Origin of the sequence: Rhizobium sp. N324 (assembly GCF_001664485.1) — a bacterium.
In the GTDB taxonomy this organism is placed as follows: domain Bacteria; phylum Pseudomonadota; class Alphaproteobacteria; order Rhizobiales; family Rhizobiaceae; genus Rhizobium.
The window spans coordinates 243,174-258,859 of record NZ_CP013630.1 but is presented as its reverse complement, the minus strand read 5'-3'; the positions used below and the strand labels follow the sequence as shown (position 1 = coordinate 258,859).

Here is a 15,686-nt window from a genome sequence, read left to right as displayed (position 1 = left end):
GAGCGAGGCTGGGGAAGATCGGTGCAAATTTGCCGCCACTCTTGCGGTCGGGCCGATTTCCGTGAAAGAAACATTCGACAGAAAGAATGAAAGGCTTCCCCATGGACGGCGTCACGGTCATCGATCACCCGCTGGTGCAGCACAAGCTCACCATCATGCGGCGCAAGGAAACATCGACGGGCAGTTTCCGCCGGTTGCTGCGCGAAATCTCGACACTGCTCTGTTACGAAGTGACCCGTGATCTCGAACTGACGATGGCAACGATCGAGACGCCGCTGCAGACAATGGAATCACCGATCCTCGAAGGCAAGAAGCTGGTCTTCGCCTCGATCCTGCGGGCCGGCAACGGGCTGCTCGAAGGCATGCTCGATCTCGTGCCTTCCGCCCGCGTCTCGCATATCGGCGTCTACCGCGACCACGAGACGCTGCAGCCTGTCGAATATTACTTCAAGGCGCCTGAAGACGTGGCCGAGCGCCTGATCATCGTCGTCGACCCGATGCTGGCGACGGGCAATTCCTCGATCGCGGCGATCGACAAGCTCAAGGAACGCGGCGCCCACAATATCCGCTTCCTCTGCCTGCTCGCCGCCCCGGAAGGCATCCAGAACTTTCGCGCCGCCCATCCCGATGTTCCGGTGTTCACCGCCTCGATCGACAGCCATCTCAACGAGAAGGGTTATATCATGCCCGGTCTCGGCGATGCCGGCGACCGCATGTACGGCACCAAATAAACTTCAGTCTTCTTTTACCAAATCGAAAGAGTTTGCGGCCCGGTGGTTCATTCCGGGCCGTTTTTGTTGTCGGCATTAGCAACTTGTCAGCACTTGGGGCGTAGCAAGCTTGAAGAATGAGGCCCCGCATGAAGCGGGGTTTATACAGGAAGGATTTCTGTTTCATGCTCGTGCGTACCGTCATATTCGCCAGCATCGCCGCAGTGCTGGCCACACAGGCGCCTTCCTTCTTCGGAAGCACCGGCCAGCAGCCCGCCGACACTCTCTCCGCCAATTACATCTCAACCGAAAGCGACAAGTCCGCCGCACCCGCGCCGGTCTCCGCCGGCAATGCTATCCGCCTGCAGGCGGATGCGCAGGGCCACTATACCGGCAGCTTCAAGATCAACGGCAAGCCGGTGCAGGGCCTGATCGATACCGGTGCCACCTATGTGGCGCTCAACGAGACGCTCGCCCGCCGCCTCGGCTACACGGCCATCCAGCTCGATTTCCGCTACGGGGTCAACACCGCCAACGGCCAGACGAAGGCGGCGCATGTGATGCTCGACCGGGTCGAAATCGGCGGTATTCGCGTGCGCAATGTCGAAGCCTTCGTGCTCAAGGACGACGCGCTGACGACGACGCTGGTCGGCATGAGCTTCCTGCAGAAGCTCGCCTCCTATTCCGTCGCAGATGGTTCGCTCAGCCTCAAGCAGTAAACCGCATCAGATCCGGGTCGAAATCACCGGCGTCAGCTCCGGCTTTTCCTCGGCGATACGGTAGTGCTCGGCAAGTGCGGCCGCTGCACTTTGCGCCGCTGTGTCATCGGCGGCGTGAACCAGCGCGATCGGTTCCCCCGCGCTGACGCGGGTGCCGAGCGGCAGGAGTTCGGAGAAGCCGACACGATGGTCGATCCGGTCGGCCGGATGGCGTCTGCCGCCGCCGAGATCGATGACGCTGACGCCGATACCGCGCGCATTGCAGGCGGCAAGCCAGCCGGACCGGGCGGCCGGGACCGGCTTTTCCACCGGCGCCCTGGCGAGATACCGGTCGGGGTTTTCAAGGAGATCGGCCGGACCGCCGAGCATGGATACCATGCGCGCAAAAACCTCTGCCGCCCTCCCCGATGACAGTGCCCGACGCGCCACCCCCTCACCTTCCTCAGAAGACGCGGCAATGCCCGATGTCACCAGCATCTCGGCAGCGAAGGCAAGAACGACGGTCTCGAGCCGCGTGTCCGGCTTCCCACCGGCCAGAAAATCCAGGCAATTGCGCATTTCAACGGCATTGCCGGCGGCATCGGCGAGCGGCTGGTTCATGTCGGTGATCAGCGCCGAGGTCCTGACACCCGCGCCATTGGCCACCTCGACCAGCGACTGCGCCAGGATCTCTGCCTGGGCGCGGTCGGCCATGAAGGCGCCGTTGCCGACCTTGACGTCGAGCACCAGGGTCTGAAGCCCGGCCGCCAGCTTCTTCGACAGGATGGAGGCGGTGATAAGCGGAATGGAATCGACGGTGGCGGTCACGTCGCGCACGGCATAGAGCCTGCCATCGGCCGGCGCCAGAGCGCCGGTCTGGCCGATGATGGCACATCCCGCCTCCTTCACGACCTTGTGGAACAGACGGGCATCCGGCGTGATCCTATAGCCCGGAATGGATTCGAGCTTATCCAGCGTGCCGCCGGTATGACCGAGGCCGCGCCCTGATATCATCGGGACGGCGAGGCCGCAGGCGGCAGCAATCGGCGCCAGCATCAACGAAACGTTGTCGCCGACGCCGCCGGTCGAGTGTTTGTCAGCGATCGGGCGGTCGATATCCCCCCATTGCAGCCGATCGCCGGAATCGGCCATCGCCAGCGTCAAGGCGACGATTTCCTCACGCGACATGCCCTTGAACCAGACGGCCATGGCAAATGCGCCGATCTGGCCTTCCGACAGGTGACCGGCCGCGAGTGCCGCAATGAAGGACCGGATATCGGCGGGGTCGAGTTCGTCGCCGTCGCGTTTACGCCGGATGATCTCCTGCGGGATCATGTCAATAGCTCGACGCCGCGGCAGGTGCAGACTGCGTTCCGCTCAGGACTGCCAGGATATCATCGAGCAGGCCCGAGGCCCCGAAGCGGAAGGTCGACGGCATCGCCCAGTCGGGCGCCATGATGGTTTCGGCCAGGCTCAGATAGAGCGCCGCATCGGCCACCGAGCCGATGCCGCCGGCCGGCTTGAAGCCAACCTTGCGGCCGCTTTCGCGAATGGCGCGGATCATGATGTCGGCGGCTTCGAGCGTCGCGTTGACGGCGACCTTGCCGGTGGAGGTCTTGATGAAATCGGCGCCGGCTTCGATGGCAAGTTCGGAGGCGCGGCGAATCAATGCCGCCTCCTTCAACTCACCGGTCTCGATGATGACTTTCAGCAGGACGGGACCGGTGCATTCGGCGCGCACAGCCCTGACCATGTCGGTCACCGCCTTTTCATTGCCCGATATGAGCTTGCGGTAGGGGATGACCAGATCGATCTCATCGGCGCCGTCGGCAATCGCCTCACGGGTTTCGGCGGCGACATCGGCGACTTCCATCTCGCCCGCCGGGAAATTGACCACGGTCGCGATCCGCACAGCATGGCCGGTGCCGAGGATATTGCGGGCCTGCGCGACGAAGCGCGGCCAGATGCAGATCGCAGCACTGTTGCCGTAGGGTGTCTGCGCGCGGGTGCAGAGCGCATCGATCTGCGCCTCGGTGCAATCATCCTTCAGATTGGTCAGATCAAGAAGGGACAGGGCGACCGCCGCCGTTTCCCGGATGGAATGGCTATTCATCTTTACTTCCTCTAGAGCATGATGCCGAAAAGTGTGAGCGGGTTTCGGACGACATCATGCTCTAACTATAGAATTGAGAACAGGATTCAGATTTTAGGCCGACCCGGTCTAAAATCATCCTGTTCTAGCCGCAATCATCTCTTTCAGAATGGCGGCGAGGCGGGCGCCGCCGATCGGCGCCATGTCCTTGGTTTCTTCATGGCTGAGCTCATTGCCGGTCATGCCTGCCCCATAGTTGGTGATAACCGAAGCGGCCGCAACCCTCAGACCGAGCATTCTTGCAATGATCACCTCGGGCACCGTCGACATGCCGACCGCATCGGCCCCGAGGATGCGCGCCATGTGGATTTCGGCCGGCGTTTCGAAGCTCGGGCCGGAGAACCACATATACACGCCTTGCGCCAGCTCGATCTTGAGCTTTGCCGCTGCCGTCTGCATCGCCGTAGCGAGGCCGGTGTCGTAAGCGTTGGTCATGCCGACGAAACGATGATCGCTTTCCTCGCCGATCAGCGGGTTCATGCCGGAATAATTGATGTGGTCGGTGATCTGCATCACCGAGCCGGGCGGTATGTCGTCGCGCAGCGATCCGGCCGAATTGGTCAGGATCAGCGCTTCGACGCCAAGCGCCTTCAGCACCTCGATCGGCAGGCGCATGGCATTGGCATCGCCCTTCTCGTAATAATGCACGCGACCGGAGAGCATGACGACAGGCACGCCGCCCAGCCGGCCGGCGACGACTTCGCCTGCATGGCCGGAGACGGCGCTGACCGGAAAGCCCGGCAGGTCGCGGTAGGGAATGCGCACGGCGGCGTCCAGCTCACCGACGAGGGAGCCGAGGCCGGAGCCGAGTACGATGCCGTGGCGCGGCTTGATGCCGCCGAGTAATGCGGCAAGCAGGTTGACCGTGGCGTTCATCCGAGTTCGGTCTCGAAGCTGAAGGGAAGAAGCTCGTCCATCGTCATGGTCTTCTGCACGCCCGCGTCATCGCAAAGATAGATTTTCGTATCCTTGGAAGCGAATTCGGAGATCTTCTGGCGGCAGCCGCCGCAGGGCGGGCAGAGCGGCAGCTTTTCGGCGATGACGGCCATTTCGACGATCTTTTTGGCGCCGCCCATGATCATCGCGCCGATCGCCGTCGGCTCGGCGCACCATCCTTGCGGAAAGGAAAGGTTTTCAATGTTGGCGCCGGTATAGACCTTGCCATCCTCGGCGCGGATTGCCGCCCCGACCGGGAATTTCGAATAGGGTGCATGGGCAAAGGCCATGGCCCCACGCGCGGCTTCGAACAGATCGTGGGACATGATCAACGTTCCTTCGTATAGGGCACGCCACCGGCCTTCGGCGGGATCGCGACGCCGATGAAGCCGGCAAGCAGGATGCAGGTCAGGATATAGGGCAGCGCCTGGAAGACCTGAACCGGCACTTCGCCGATCAGCGGCACCTGCTTGCCCTGCATGAAATTGGCCAGCGCATCGAGGAAGCCGAAGAGCAGGCAGGCAAACATCACAGGCACCGGCTTCCACTTGGCGAAGACGAGAGCAGCCAGCGCGATATAGCCCTTGCCGGCCGACATGTCCTTGATGAAGGCGGCGGACTGGGCAATCGCCAGATAGGTGCCGGAAAAGCCGCAGAGAATACCGGCGCACATGACGGCACGATAACGCAGCCAGGCGACCGAAATGCCCGCCGTATCAACCGCACCCGGATTTTCGCCGACGGCGCGAAGTCTGAGGCCGAAGCGTGTGCGGTAAAGCACCCACCAGGAGAAGGGCACGGCGAGGAAGGCCAGGTAGGTGAGGATGTTGTTGCCCGAGATGACATTGGCATAGAGCGGGCCGAGGATCGGCACACTATGGATGGCATCTGCGCCCGGCAGGATGATCGGCGCGAAGCGCGCTTCCGGCGAAAGCTGCGGCGTGCGCCCGCCCTGGCCGAACCAGGCCTGGCCGAGCACGATGGTGATGCCGGCAATGAAGAAGTTGATCGCCACACCCGAGACGATCTGATTGCCGCGATTGGTGATCGAGGCGAAGCCGTGTACCAAGCTGAGCGCCACCGAGCAGACGATGCCAGCGCCGAGCCCCAGCCAGGCCGAATCGGTGAGATAGGCGATGCAGGCGGCGGCGAAAGCCGAGCCCAGCATCTTGCCCTCCAGGCCAATATCGAAGATGCCGGCGCGTTCCGAAAACAGACCGGCAAGTGCGGTGAAGATCAGCGGGATCGACAGGCGGATCGTAGAGGCGAGAACGCTGATGAAAATGTCATAATAATCCATCGTCCGTCCTCAGGCTCGCTTGAACTGTTGATAGAGGTGCACTATCGCCGGCCGGAACATATATTCCAGCGCGCCGGCGAACAGGATCACCAGCCCCTGGATGACCAGGATCATCTCGCGGGTGATGTTCGGCATTTCGAAGGAGATCCAGTCGCCGCCCTGATAAAGGATGCCGAACAGGATCGCCGCGAAAATGATGCCGAGCGGATGATTGCGCCCCATCAGCGAGACGGCAATACCAACAAAACCGGCGCCGCTGACGAACCCCACCTGCAGGCGGGCAGAGGCGCCCATGACAGGATTGAGCGCCATCATGCCAGCCAGCGCACCGGAAAGCATCATCGCGATCATCACGATCCGCACATAGGGAATACCGGCATAGGAAGCGGCCGTCGGGCTGACGCCCAGCGTACGCATTTCGAAACCGAGTTTGGTACGCCAGATGAGAAGCCAGACGACATAGCACATAACCAGCGCGATGATAAAAGAGACGTTCAACGGAGCGGCACCGAGCTTTGCCCCGAATATTTCCATCAACCAAGTCAGCTTCGGTAACTGCCCACCTTCGAGGAAAGTCCGTGTTTCGGGTGCCATTTTTCCTGGCACGATCAATACGTGCACAAGCAGGTAATTCATCAGTGACGCGATGATGTAGTTGAACATGATCGTCGTGATGACGATATGGCTGCCCCGCTTCGCCTGAAGCCATGCCGGAATGAAGGCTGCGACCGCGCCGAAGAGGGCAGCGCCGACGACTGCAATCGGCATCGTCACATACCACGGCACGTAATTGTCGAGCGAAAGCGCCACCAAGGCACAGCCGAGGCCGCCGACATAGGCCTGGCCTTCGGAGCCGATGTTGAAGAGACCGGCATGGATCGCCACCGCGACGGAAAGACCGGTGAAGATGAAGCTCGTCGCGTAGAACAGCGTCAAGCCGATGCCTTCGCCGCTGCCGAGCGCACCCTCAAGCAGCAGCGACAGCGCACCGAGCGGGCTCTCGCCGATCAGCCAGACGACGAAACCGGAGATCAGGAAGGCGACGATGAGGTTCAGAAGCGGGATCAGGCCGTAATTGATCCAGTTTGGCAGCGGAACTGATGCAGTGCTCATAAAGGCCTCACGCGGCAATGCCGGCCATCATCAGGCCGAGGGTCTGTTCACCGGCATCGGGCGTCTTCTCGCCGACCACATGGCCGGCGAACATGACAAGGATACGGTCTGAAAGGGCGCGGATCTCATCGAGTTCGACGGAGACGAGCAGGATCGCCTTGCCCGCGTCGCGCATCTCGATGATCCGGCGGTGGATAAATTCGATGGCGCCGATATCGACGCCGCGGGTGGGCTGGCCGATGATCAGCATCTTCGGGTCGCGCTCGATCTCGCGGGCAACGACGATCTTCTGCTGGTTGCCGCCGGAGAAGTTCGCCGTCTTCAGCCGCGGGTTCGGCGGGCGGATGTCGTATTTTTCGATCTTCTCCATCGCATCCTTGCGGATCGCTTCGAGATCGAGCAGCGGACCTTTGCTGTAACCCGGACGCCGGTGATAGCCGAGCACGGAATTTTCATATTCCTCGAATTTCAGAACCAGACCCATGTGGTGGCGATCTTCGGGAATATGGGCGAGGCCGAGCTCGCGCAGGCGGGCGGGATCGGCCTTGTCGATCGTCTCGCCGTCAAGAAGGATTTCGCCGGAGGCCGGCTTGCGGATGCCGGCAATCGCCTCCAGCAATTCGGACTGGCCATTGCCGGCAACCCCGGCAATGCCGACGATCTCGCCGGCGCGCACGTCGAAGGAGACATTGTCGACCATGGTGACGCCGCGATTGTCCTTGACCGTGAGGTTGCGGACGGAGAGCACGGCGGCCCCAGGATTCGCCTCGCCCTTCTGCACGCGCAGCAGCACGCGGCGGCCGACCATCAGCTCGGCAAGCTCTTCCACCGTCGTTTCCGCCGTCTTGCGGGTCGCGACCATCTCGCCGCGGCGCATGACGGAGACCGTATCGGTGATCGCCATGATCTCGCGCAGCTTGTGGGTGATCAGGATGATCGTCTTGCCCTGATCGCGCAGCACCTTGAGGATGCGGAAGAGGTGATCGGCTTCGGCCGGCGTCAGCACGCCGGTGGGTTCGTCGAGGATCAGGATCTCGGCGCCGCGATACATCGCCTTCAGGATTTCGACGCGTTGCTGCAGGCCGACCGGCAGCTCTTCGATCAGCGCGTCCGGATCGACCTCGAGGCCGTATTCCGTTTCCAGCCGCTTGAGTTCGGCGCGGGCCGATGCAACGCCTCTCGCCAGCAGCATGCCGCCTTCGGCGCCGAGCATGATATTCTCGAGCACCGTAAAATTGTCGACCAGCATGAAATGCTGGTGCACCATGCCGATGCCGGTGGCGATCGCTGCCTGACTGTCGCGGATGGTGACCGGATTGCCGTTGACGCGGATCTCGCCGCTGTCGGCATGGTAAAAACCGTAGATGATCGACATCAGCGTCGATTTGCCGGCGCCGTTTTCACCGATGATGCCGTGGATCGTCCCCTTGGCAACGGTGAGGTTGATGTCCTTGTTGGCATGGACGGCACCAAATTTCTTGTCGATGCCGACAAGCTCGATAGCGGGCTTATCTGTCACTGCAGGCTCCAAATAAGAAAAGGGCGTATGGCGAAAATTCCCTCCGCCATACGCCCGATCTCAATCGTCGATTACTTCAGGGCGCGGATCACTTCGGGCAAGCGTTGTCCGAGGTATAGTCGTGAACCTTGATGGTCCCCGCGATGATATCGGCCTTGGCCTTGTCGACGGCCGCCTGCATTTCCGGCGTGATCAGCGACTTGTTGTTGTCATCGATCGCGGCGCCGACACCGTCTTCCTTGACGCCGAGCGCCTGGACGCCACCGGTGAACTTGTCGTTCTTGGTGTCGGTATAGGCGTTGTAAACCGCGAGGTCGACGCGCTTGACCATCGAGGTCAGGACGGAGCCCGGATGCAGATGGTTCTGGTTGGAATCGACGCCGATCGACAGCTTCTTGTTGTCGGCAGCGGTCTGCAGAACGCCGAGACCGGTGGCGCCGGCTGCCGCGTAAATGACATCGGCGCCCTGATCGATCTGGTTCTTGGTGAGTTCGCCGCCGCGAACCGGGTCATTCCAGGCAGCACCGGTGGTGCCGGTCATGTTCTGGAAAACTTCGACATCGGCCTTGGCGGCGCGTGCGCCCTGCTCATAACCGCATTCGAACTTGCGGATCAGCGGGATGTCCATGCCGCCGACGAAGCCGACCTTGCCGGTCTTGGATGCCATGCCGGCAAGAATACCGACAAGATAGGAACCTTCTTCTTCCTTGTAGACCACCGAGCGGACATTCGGCTTGTCGACGACGGAGTCGACGATGATGAACTTGGTGTCGGGGAATTCGGCTGCGACCTTCTCGATGGCCGAAGTCCAGGCGAAGGAAACGGCAACCACCGGGTTGAATCCGCGGCTTGCGAAGTTGCGGATGGCCTGCTCGCCCTGGGTGTCGCCGGTCGGCTCGAAGTCGCGATAGGCAATGCCGGTCTCGGCCTTGAACTTTTCGGCGCCGTTATAAGCCGCCTCGTTGAAGGACTTATCGAACTTCCCGCCGGTGCCGTAAACCAGCGCCGGCTTGACATCGGCAGCCAGCGCCGTCGTCGACATCGCAGCCACGGCAAGGAGAGTGAGAAGGGATTTTTTCATTGTGCAGCCCTGTTGTTGCTATTCGTTAGGGGTCCTCCCGCAAGTCCTTTCCGGACATGTCTGCGGAACCACCGACCTCCCCCCGGAGGCCTGGCTGCGCGCATCCTTGCATGGCTCACGGAAAAATTCACCAGAAATTTTTCAGGCGGTAAAGATTTGCAGCAATTGCCGAAAATCCATTCTCCGGGGCTGATTTTTAGACATTTCCGCTGGCGGGATGCGGAGTTTCCAGCCAAACCGGCAGCCCTGCCGGGGCCGGAGAAACATTGGCGGCCGATCGGAATCCGGGCCGGTCGTGGCGGCAAACCCGGCGTGCCTATGCGGTGAAGCGACCGGCCACCGGCGGTTTCTTATAGCCGATCATCCAGAGAAGCAGCGCGATCACCAGGAAAACCGCAAAGGCCGGCTGCAGCATCAGCCATTGGAAGATGAAGGCGTAGAAACGCGGGTGGATATAATAGGAAAGGGAGGATTGCAGCGATGTGAGGGTTGCCGGGCTCACATCCTGCCAGGCATCGGAGATCGGCGTCACCACCACGGAGGAGGCCGCAACCGATTGGATCGAATCGATGGTCCCGGCAATAACGGCCGCCGCAAGCGCGACAAGGCTGGCCAGACGCAACAGGAAACGCATCAATTCCTCCGACGCTCGTTATACCGGACAATCCCGGCCGGCCGCGCCATTCTCCACCTCGAGAATTACATAGTCGTCGATGGGGTGAAGCACAATGGACGGGCGGAGGCGAGTTTTATCTGAAGAAGTCAAAAAACTGTTAGATTTCGGTTGATCGACAAAAATTCATCGGTATATATCGCGCCGTTCCGACGATTTGCTCCTATCCAGGCGCGAACGCCCAAGAAGGACAGGTGGCCGAGTGGTTTAAGGCGCACGCCTGGAACGCGTGTGTACGTGAAAGCGTACCGTGGGTTCGAATCCCACCCTGTCCGCCATGGTGCATTTCCGCATCGTATGTCTCCCACTGTCTGACGTCGTTTGACAAACGCCAGTTCGCATCGAAATGCGAGGATCAATTTCAGCATCCAGGCGGTCCTCTCCGACACGTGCATCCATACCGTCTGATGCCGGGAACGAAGCCCGGAGTGAAACCTCACTTCTTCGCGCTGCGCCTCGCGGACGATTTTCTTCCACGCCGAGCATATTCTCAAGGACGCTGCAGCAAGGCGCGTCCGATCGGCTTCGGATTCTCGCTGCGCAACACAAGTGATGTCGTCACGGACCCAAAACGGGCGATCGTGTCGACGATCGTTTCCAGTTCTCCCGGCGACGGAACCAGCACCTTCAGGAGGAAACAATCCTCTCCGGTGAGACGCAGGACCTCCATGACTTGCGGCATTTCGGCAAACTGCTTCAGACAGGCTTTGATATGTTCATGCGTCGTGCGCAGGCGAAGCACGGCCGTCATTCCAATTCCCAAAGCAGTGGGGTCGATGCGGGCGGAGTAGCCGACAATGATGCCACGGTCTTCCAGCCGCTTGACCCGCTCGGATGCCGCCGGCTGAGAAAGCCCGACCCGTCGACCGAGTTCGGAAATCGCAATGCGGCCATTTTCCTGCAACGCCTCGATGATCGAGACATCGGTTGGATCGAGCAGCACCCGATTGTTTTCCTGAAAAGCCATGGGAACACCTTGAAATCATCGGAGAAGGACGCCGTTTTCCGATGATCATTCATTCCGACGCAAATGAAAATGCATCATTTTCATCCGCACGAATGATCAGAGGAAACCACATGAAGGATATCATCATATTGCCGGGGATCGGTGGTTCGGGCGACGCTCATTGGCAAACCCGCTGGGAAATCTCGAACCCGGCAATGCGGCGTTTTCAACCAGCCGACTGGGACAAGCCCGACCTGGCGGACTGGATTTCGGCCCTCGATCGCGCCGTCTGCGCATCGGCAACCCCGCCCCTGCTCGTTGCCCACAGCCTTGCCTGTCTGCTGGTTGCTCATTGGCAGCAACTCTCATCGCTTGACGTCGCAGGGGCCTTTCTTGTGGCGGTCCCGGATCCGAAGTCCGCTTCATTCCCTGCCGAGGCGGCCGGATTCGGTAATCCACCAACGAAAAAGATGCGCTTCCCCACTCTGATTATCGCAAGCACCGATGATCCTTTCGGCTCGCTCGACTATGTCCATGCGCGCGCCGACTTCTGGGGTAGCGGCCTTGTTGAGATCGGCCCTTTCGCCCATATCAACGGGCAGAGCGGCCTTGACGACTGGGGCCAGGGGAAGGCCTTGCTGACGGCCTTCTCCGCCGGATTGGCAAGGTCGCACCGGGCTTGATTTTGTTTTCCGAGTTCACGACCGAAACAGGGTCTTGCGATGGCGCCGCGACGTTTAAAGCATCACAAGATTCCTGAATTTTTACCATGCGGCTTCACCGCGTCTTTGCACGTTTGGGTTTATCTTCGGCCAAATTAAAAAAACGGAGATAAAACAGGTGGAAGAACTTTCGGTCAAATCGAAGATCATCAAATCCGTCTATTTCAGCCAGGAAGACGGGCGGCTCAGGATTTGCTTCAAGAATGGCGAAGAGCGGCTGTTCGAAGGCGTTCCGTCCTCCGAAGCCCATGCAATGACGGTGGCGCCCTCTCCGGGCCATTATTATCTCGACCGGATCAGAACCCGGTTTCGGCGATTGGCTGCCTGACAAGCCGAGGAATGCCGCCGGCCCACCTGCGGGGGTGCACGGGATCGGGACAGGCCCGGTGGATATTAACGGCCTGTTAACCCTTCCCATCAACTTGGTTGGATCGTATCGGCCGGAAGGCGGCAACGTGTCGGCGCTGCCGGCTTGTTCAAGGTCGGCTAGCCGGGAGGCTCGGCGGCGGACCCCAGCCAGGAAGCCGGGCCTCCCCGTTACGCTATTTTCGTTGGCGGTGATCGCATCATCGCGAGCCGCGCCGGTCTTGACGATGCCCTGAACTAGCGATTTGGGGCTAATCCTGTGAAAAACCTCAAATATCGAATCCGGACTCGACAATGCTTTATTAGGATGATTGCATACATCCATCGGATCAAGACCGGGGGATGACGATGTTCGAGACTCTGCTTGAAATGCAGGAGCGTGGCGTACGGGACCGTGCGCGTGGCCGCAGCCTCGCCGACAATCCGATGTCGAAGCCGGATATCCTGCCGATCACCGATTTCCAGGAATGGTACTCGATGTTCGACGCCTGGCGCTTCGGCTGGTCGATCGAGGATGCGATGGCCGGGCATAGCAATGCGCCGCGGGATCGCGGCACTGTGTCCCTCGCCTACACCAGAACGGTCTGATCGATCCTGTCCTCGGCGCCGAAGAATTTCAGGTAACGCTCGACCTCTGCCGGATCGCCCGTCGCCTTCTGCGGGTTGTCGGAGAGTTTTACCGCCGGGCGGCCGTTGGCGTCGCTGACCTTGCAGACCACCGAGATCGGATTAAGGCCGGATATTTCGGTCGGCGCGCAGCCGGAAAAATCATTCGTCAGATTGGTACCCCAGCCAAAGCTCATGCGCACGCGGCCTTCGAAATGCCGGTAGGTATCGATGATGGCGTCGACATCGAGACCGTCGGAGAAGATCAGCAGCTTCTGGCGCGGATCGCGGCCCATCTTCTTCCACCAGTCGATGATCTTTCCGCCACCTTCGATCGGCGGAGCGCTGTCCGGGCGGAAGCCGGTCCAGTCGGCAACCCATTCCGGCGCGTCGCGCAGGAATGCTGCGGTCCCGAAAGCATCCGGCAGGACGATCAGGAGGTTGCCGCCATAGAGCTTATTCCAGTCGCGCAGGATCTTATAAGGCGCGTTGCGCAGCTGCTCGTCGGTTTGCGCCAGGGCGGCGGCCACCATCGGCAGTTCGTGGGCATTGGTGCCGACGGCTTCAAGATCGGAATCCATCGCCAGCAAAACGTTGCTGGTGCCGGTAAAGGCCGGGCCGATGCCTTCCTTCAGCGCCTCGACGCACCAGCGCTGCCAGAGGAAACTGTGACGGCGGCGGGTGCCGAAATCGGAGATGCGCAGGCCCGGCAGTTCCTTCAGCCGTTCGACCTTCGACCACATCTTCGCCTTGGCGCGGGCATAGAGCACATCGAGGGTGAAGGGACCGAGCGCCTTCATCGCCGAGCGCGACCGCAGCTCATTGACGATGGCAAGCGCCGGGATTTCCCACATGGTGGTTTCCTTCCAGGACCCATGGAAATCCAGCACATATTGCCCGTCCTTCTTCGACAGCTCGTATTCGGGGAGCTGGAAGTTGGAAAGCCAGGCGAGGAATTCCGGCTCGAAGATCTGGGCGCGGCCATAGAAGCTGTTACCGGCCAGCCAGATCATCTCCTTCTTGGAAAGCTTCAGCGTGCGGGCGTGATCGAGCTGTTCGCGCAATTCGCCTTCGTCGATCTCATCGGCGAGCCGCACACGCGTGGTGCGGTTGATGAGGGTGAAGGACGCGTTCACGTCGGGATAGAGCTTCCAGATCATCTGCAGCATCAGCAGCTTGTAGAAGTCGGTATCGATCAGACTGCGAACGATCGGATCGAGCTTCCAAGCGTGATTGTAGACGCGTCTTGCGATGTCGGTCCTGGCCATGAAATTCCTGCCCCTGTCCACCCCGGTCAGGTGCCGCCAAATTCCCCAGGGCTGTCAAGTGCGGGGCCGGCGCACGAAACCGGCTCGTGCGCCTTCTTATCGAAAAATCGGCAGAGAAAGTCCAGACAAATCAATAAACATCCCGCCGCGGTACGGCGGCGGGATGCGGAAGATCATCCGCCGGAGGCTTATTGCGCTGGCGCGGCGGGCTGGGCCGGCGTTGCGGGCGTGACGCCGGGGGCGGCCGGTGTCGCGTTTGGCGTCTCTGTGGGAACCGCAGTGCCATTTTGCACGGTCGGCGCAGGGGTTCCAGGCTGCTGCGACTGCAGCTGCTGGCCTGGCTGCTGCGGCGCCACCTCGTTTGCTTCGCGCTTGCCCCAGATCTCGACGGGGATCCAGACCACGAAAGCGAGCACCAGTGCGGCGAGCAGCACCAGCAGGATGCGGTAACCCGTGCGCCCCTGCCGTGCTTTCACCGGTGGGATCTGCTCTTCCTTGTGAAGCTTGCCGTCCGACTGTTCCCAGCGTGTTTCCGTCTGATGCGCCATCATCGTCTCCTTCCGCTGTCTTAACGGACCGATCCGGCCCGAAGAACTTCCGCAGAGAAAACGGGTGGCTGTATGGAAGGTTCCCGGCGCCTAATAGCCGACGGCGCGGTCGACCTCGAATTGCAGCGGCTCGCCGCGCTCGAACCGGGCGATCTGCGTCTCGACATGGCGGAACAGCGCGTTTTCTTCGGAGACGGCCGCGTCGTGCGGCGTGATGAAGACGTTCTCCAATTCCCACAACGGATTGTCGGGGCTGAGCGGCTCCGTCTCGAAGACATCGAGCGAGGCACCGCCGAGGGTGCCGCTGCGAATGGCGGAAACGATGTCAGCCTCGACCTGGCTCTTGCCGCGGCCGGCATTGATGAAGACCGGCCCCCCGAGCGCGCCGTTGCGGCGCAGCCTCTTAAATAGCCCGCTATCATAAAAACCTGTCGTCTCAGGCGTCAGCGGCAGCAGGCCGACAAGGATGTCGGTCTTTCCAAGGAACGCGTCCAACGCGCCGGCATCGAAGGTTTCGACGCCGTCGATCTCCTTGCGGGTGCGCGACCAGCCGATGACATCGAAACCCATCCCCTTCAGCTTGGCGACCGCATCCTGGCCGAGCACGCCGAGGCCCATGACGCCGACGGTCACCTCGGCCGCCTCCGGCGCGATCAGCTTGGCCCATTCACGGCGCCGCTGATGGCTGTCATGCGCATATTGCCCGCGCAGGTGCATCAGGCACTGCATGACCACCCATTCGCTCATGCGGGTCGTCAGGCTGCGGTCGACGAAACGCACGATCGGGATTTCGGGCAGGCCGTGCATGCCGATGATATGGTCGACGCCGGCGCCGCCGGAGAAGATCACCTTGAGGTTCGGCGCGCGAGCGAAAAGGTCGGCATCCGGCTTCCAGACCAGCGCATATTCGGCCTCGCGGAGATCGCGCCCCCGATCGGCCGGATCGGCGAGATTGATGCTGCCGCGATCGGTAAAGGCCGTCTCCAGCGCGCGGGCGACGCCTTCGGGATTGAACTTGATATCGACGAGAACGGGAGGTGTCGGCATG

Annotated in this window: 18 protein-coding genes and 1 tRNA gene; 6 read left to right on the top strand and 13 right to left on the bottom strand. The window is 61.2% G+C overall.

All coding sequences use genetic code 11. The features are described from left to right. The first annotated feature begins 101 nt into the window (after nt 1-101). Both upp and AMK05_RS01200 read left to right on the top strand, forming a co-directional pair. Nucleotides 102-731, top strand: a complete 630-nt coding sequence (gene upp, locus AMK05_RS01205; protein WP_049734167.1) for a uracil phosphoribosyltransferase — start codon at nt 102-104, stop codon at nt 729-731. A 128-nt stretch (nt 732-859) separates the two neighbouring features. Then, nucleotides 860-1,429, top strand: a complete 570-nt coding sequence (locus AMK05_RS01200; protein ID WP_064835808.1) for a TIGR02281 family clan AA aspartic protease — start codon at nt 860-862, stop codon at nt 1,427-1,429. 6 nt (nt 1,430-1,435) lie between these two features. On the opposite strand, the gene deoA is transcribed toward AMK05_RS01200, so the two are convergent. From deoA to AMK05_RS01155, 9 genes are all read right to left on the bottom strand, one after another. Next, on the bottom strand, nt 1,436-2,743 hold the full coding sequence (deoA, locus tag AMK05_RS01195; protein WP_064835806.1) for a thymidine phosphorylase: 1,308 nt from the start codon (nt 2,741-2,743) through the stop codon (nt 1,436-1,438). Nucleotide 2,744: 1 nt separating this feature from the next. After that, complete coding sequence (gene deoC, locus AMK05_RS01190) at nt 2,745-3,521, bottom strand: deoxyribose-phosphate aldolase (RefSeq protein ID WP_064835804.1); 777 nt, start codon at nt 3,519-3,521, stop codon at nt 2,745-2,747. Nucleotides 3,522-3,635: 114 nt separating this feature from the next. Beyond that, on the bottom strand, nt 3,636-4,436 hold the full coding sequence (locus AMK05_RS01185; RefSeq protein ID WP_064835802.1) for a purine-nucleoside phosphorylase: 801 nt from the start codon (nt 4,434-4,436) through the stop codon (nt 3,636-3,638). Then, nucleotides 4,433-4,822 (bottom strand): cytidine deaminase, encoded by a 390-nt coding sequence (locus AMK05_RS01180; RefSeq protein ID WP_064835800.1) that lies wholly within the window; start codon nt 4,820-4,822, stop codon nt 4,433-4,435. The genes AMK05_RS01185 and AMK05_RS01180 overlap by 4 nt, the downstream gene beginning before the upstream one ends. Before the next feature lie 2 nt (nt 4,823-4,824). Then, nucleotides 4,825-5,796, bottom strand: a complete 972-nt coding sequence (locus tag AMK05_RS01175; RefSeq protein WP_064835798.1) for an ABC transporter permease — start codon at nt 5,794-5,796, stop codon at nt 4,825-4,827. A 9-nt stretch (nt 5,797-5,805) separates the two neighbouring features. Next, the gene (locus AMK05_RS01170; RefSeq protein ID WP_064835796.1) at nt 5,806-6,909 is read right to left on the bottom strand and encodes an ABC transporter permease; all 1,104 of its coding nucleotides are present in this window, start codon (nt 6,907-6,909) and stop codon (nt 5,806-5,808) included. Nucleotides 6,910-6,916: 7 nt separating this feature from the next. Then, entirely contained in the window at nt 6,917-8,428 is a 1,512-nt protein-coding gene (locus tag AMK05_RS01165) for an ABC transporter ATP-binding protein (RefSeq protein WP_064835794.1), read from the bottom strand. A gap of 88 nt (nt 8,429-8,516) precedes the next feature. After that, nucleotides 8,517-9,509: a BMP family lipoprotein gene (locus AMK05_RS01160; RefSeq protein ID WP_064835792.1), complete on the bottom strand. Its 993-nt coding sequence runs from the start codon at nt 9,507-9,509 to the stop codon at nt 8,517-8,519. Nucleotides 9,510-9,825: 316 nt separating this feature from the next. Beyond that, nucleotides 9,826-10,143: a hypothetical protein gene (locus AMK05_RS01155; protein ID WP_003589247.1), complete on the bottom strand. Its 318-nt coding sequence runs from the start codon at nt 10,141-10,143 to the stop codon at nt 9,826-9,828. Nucleotides 10,144-10,370: 227 nt separating this feature from the next. Here AMK05_RS01155 and AMK05_RS01150 point away from each other — a divergent pair. Continuing rightward, nucleotides 10,371-10,460: transfer RNA gene (locus AMK05_RS01150), tRNA-Ser, on the top strand. 212 nt (nt 10,461-10,672) lie between these two features. On the opposite strand, the gene AMK05_RS01145 is transcribed toward AMK05_RS01150, so the two are convergent. Next, nucleotides 10,673-11,149 (bottom strand): Lrp/AsnC family transcriptional regulator, encoded by a 477-nt coding sequence (locus tag AMK05_RS01145; protein WP_064835790.1) that lies wholly within the window; start codon nt 11,147-11,149, stop codon nt 10,673-10,675. A 41-nt stretch (nt 11,150-11,190) separates the two neighbouring features. On the opposite strand from AMK05_RS01145, the gene AMK05_RS01140 reads away from it, so the two are divergent. The 3 genes from AMK05_RS01140 (at nt 11,191) to AMK05_RS01130 (ending at nt 12,804) form a co-directional block, all read left to right on the top strand. Continuing rightward, a complete protein-coding gene (locus tag AMK05_RS01140) occupies nt 11,191-11,811 on the top strand; it encodes an RBBP9/YdeN family alpha/beta hydrolase (protein WP_064835788.1) in 621 nt (206 codons plus the stop codon). Between the two features lie 157 nt (nt 11,812-11,968). Continuing rightward, nucleotides 11,969-12,178 carry a KTSC domain-containing protein gene (locus AMK05_RS01135; RefSeq protein ID WP_003555857.1) on the top strand — a complete coding sequence of 70 codons (210 nt, stop codon included), beginning with the start codon at nt 11,969-11,971 and terminating at the stop codon, nt 12,176-12,178. A 386-nt stretch (nt 12,179-12,564) separates the two neighbouring features. Continuing rightward, on the top strand, nt 12,565-12,804 hold the full coding sequence (locus tag AMK05_RS01130) for a CrpP-related protein (protein WP_064841231.1): 240 nt from the start codon (nt 12,565-12,567) through the stop codon (nt 12,802-12,804). Here the strand turns inward: AMK05_RS01130 and pncB are convergent. The 3 genes from pncB to AMK05_RS01115 form a co-directional block, all read right to left on the bottom strand. Beyond that, on the bottom strand, nt 12,786-14,090 hold the full coding sequence (pncB, locus tag AMK05_RS01125; protein ID WP_064835786.1) for a nicotinate phosphoribosyltransferase: 1,305 nt from the start codon (nt 14,088-14,090) through the stop codon (nt 12,786-12,788). The genes AMK05_RS01130 and pncB overlap by 19 nt on opposite strands. A gap of 188 nt (nt 14,091-14,278) precedes the next feature. Next, a complete protein-coding gene (locus AMK05_RS01120) occupies nt 14,279-14,641 on the bottom strand; it encodes a hypothetical protein (RefSeq protein ID WP_171899735.1) in 363 nt (120 codons plus the stop codon). An 87-nt stretch (nt 14,642-14,728) separates the two neighbouring features. Continuing rightward, nucleotides 14,729-15,685, bottom strand: a complete 957-nt coding sequence (locus AMK05_RS01115; protein WP_064835782.1) for a 2-hydroxyacid dehydrogenase — start codon at nt 15,683-15,685, stop codon at nt 14,729-14,731. Nucleotide 15,686 lies beyond the last annotated feature (1 nt).

What these genes read in the sequence shown, in the direction of transcription:
- upp (WP_049734167.1), top strand. Translation starts at nt 102, where the DNA reads ATGGACGGCGTCACGGTCATCGATCACCCGCTGGTGCAGCACAAGCTC.
- AMK05_RS01200 (WP_064835808.1), top strand. Translation starts at nt 860, where the DNA reads ATGAAGCGGGGTTTATACAGGAAGGATTTCTGTTTCATGCTCGTGCGT.
- deoA (WP_064835806.1), bottom strand. Translation starts at nt 2,743, where the DNA reads ATGATCCCGCAGGAGATCATCCGGCGTAAACGCGACGGCGACGAACTC.
- deoC (WP_064835804.1), bottom strand. Translation starts at nt 3,521, where the DNA reads ATGAATAGCCATTCCATCCGGGAAACGGCGGCGGTCGCCCTGTCCCTT.
- AMK05_RS01185 (WP_064835802.1), bottom strand. Translation starts at nt 4,436, where the DNA reads ATGAACGCCACGGTCAACCTGCTTGCCGCATTACTCGGCGGCATCAAG.
- AMK05_RS01180 (WP_064835800.1), bottom strand. Translation starts at nt 4,822, where the DNA reads ATGTCCCACGATCTGTTCGAAGCCGCGCGTGGGGCCATGGCCTTTGCC.
- AMK05_RS01175 (WP_064835798.1), bottom strand. Translation starts at nt 5,796, where the DNA reads ATGGATTATTATGACATTTTCATCAGCGTTCTCGCCTCTACGATCCGC.
- AMK05_RS01170 (WP_064835796.1), bottom strand. Translation starts at nt 6,909, where the DNA reads ATGAGCACTGCATCAGTTCCGCTGCCAAACTGGATCAATTACGGCCTG.
- AMK05_RS01160 (WP_064835792.1), bottom strand. Translation starts at nt 9,509, where the DNA reads ATGAAAAAATCCCTTCTCACTCTCCTTGCCGTGGCTGCGATGTCGACG.
- AMK05_RS01155 (WP_003589247.1), bottom strand. Translation starts at nt 10,143, where the DNA reads ATGCGTTTCCTGTTGCGTCTGGCCAGCCTTGTCGCGCTTGCGGCGGCC.
- AMK05_RS01145 (WP_064835790.1), bottom strand. Translation starts at nt 11,149, where the DNA reads ATGGCTTTTCAGGAAAACAATCGGGTGCTGCTCGATCCAACCGATGTC.
- AMK05_RS01140 (WP_064835788.1), top strand. Translation starts at nt 11,191, where the DNA reads ATGATCATTCATTCCGACGCAAATGAAAATGCATCATTTTCATCCGCA.
- AMK05_RS01130 (WP_064841231.1), top strand. Translation starts at nt 12,565, where the DNA reads ATGTTCGAGACTCTGCTTGAAATGCAGGAGCGTGGCGTACGGGACCGT.
- pncB (WP_064835786.1), bottom strand. Translation starts at nt 14,090, where the DNA reads ATGGCCAGGACCGACATCGCAAGACGCGTCTACAATCACGCTTGGAAG.
- AMK05_RS01120 (WP_171899735.1), bottom strand. Translation starts at nt 14,641, where the DNA reads ATGATGGCGCATCAGACGGAAACACGCTGGGAACAGTCGGACGGCAAG.
- AMK05_RS01115 (WP_064835782.1), bottom strand. Translation starts at nt 15,685, where the DNA reads ATGCCGACACCTCCCGTTCTCGTCGATATCAAGTTCAATCCCGAAGGC.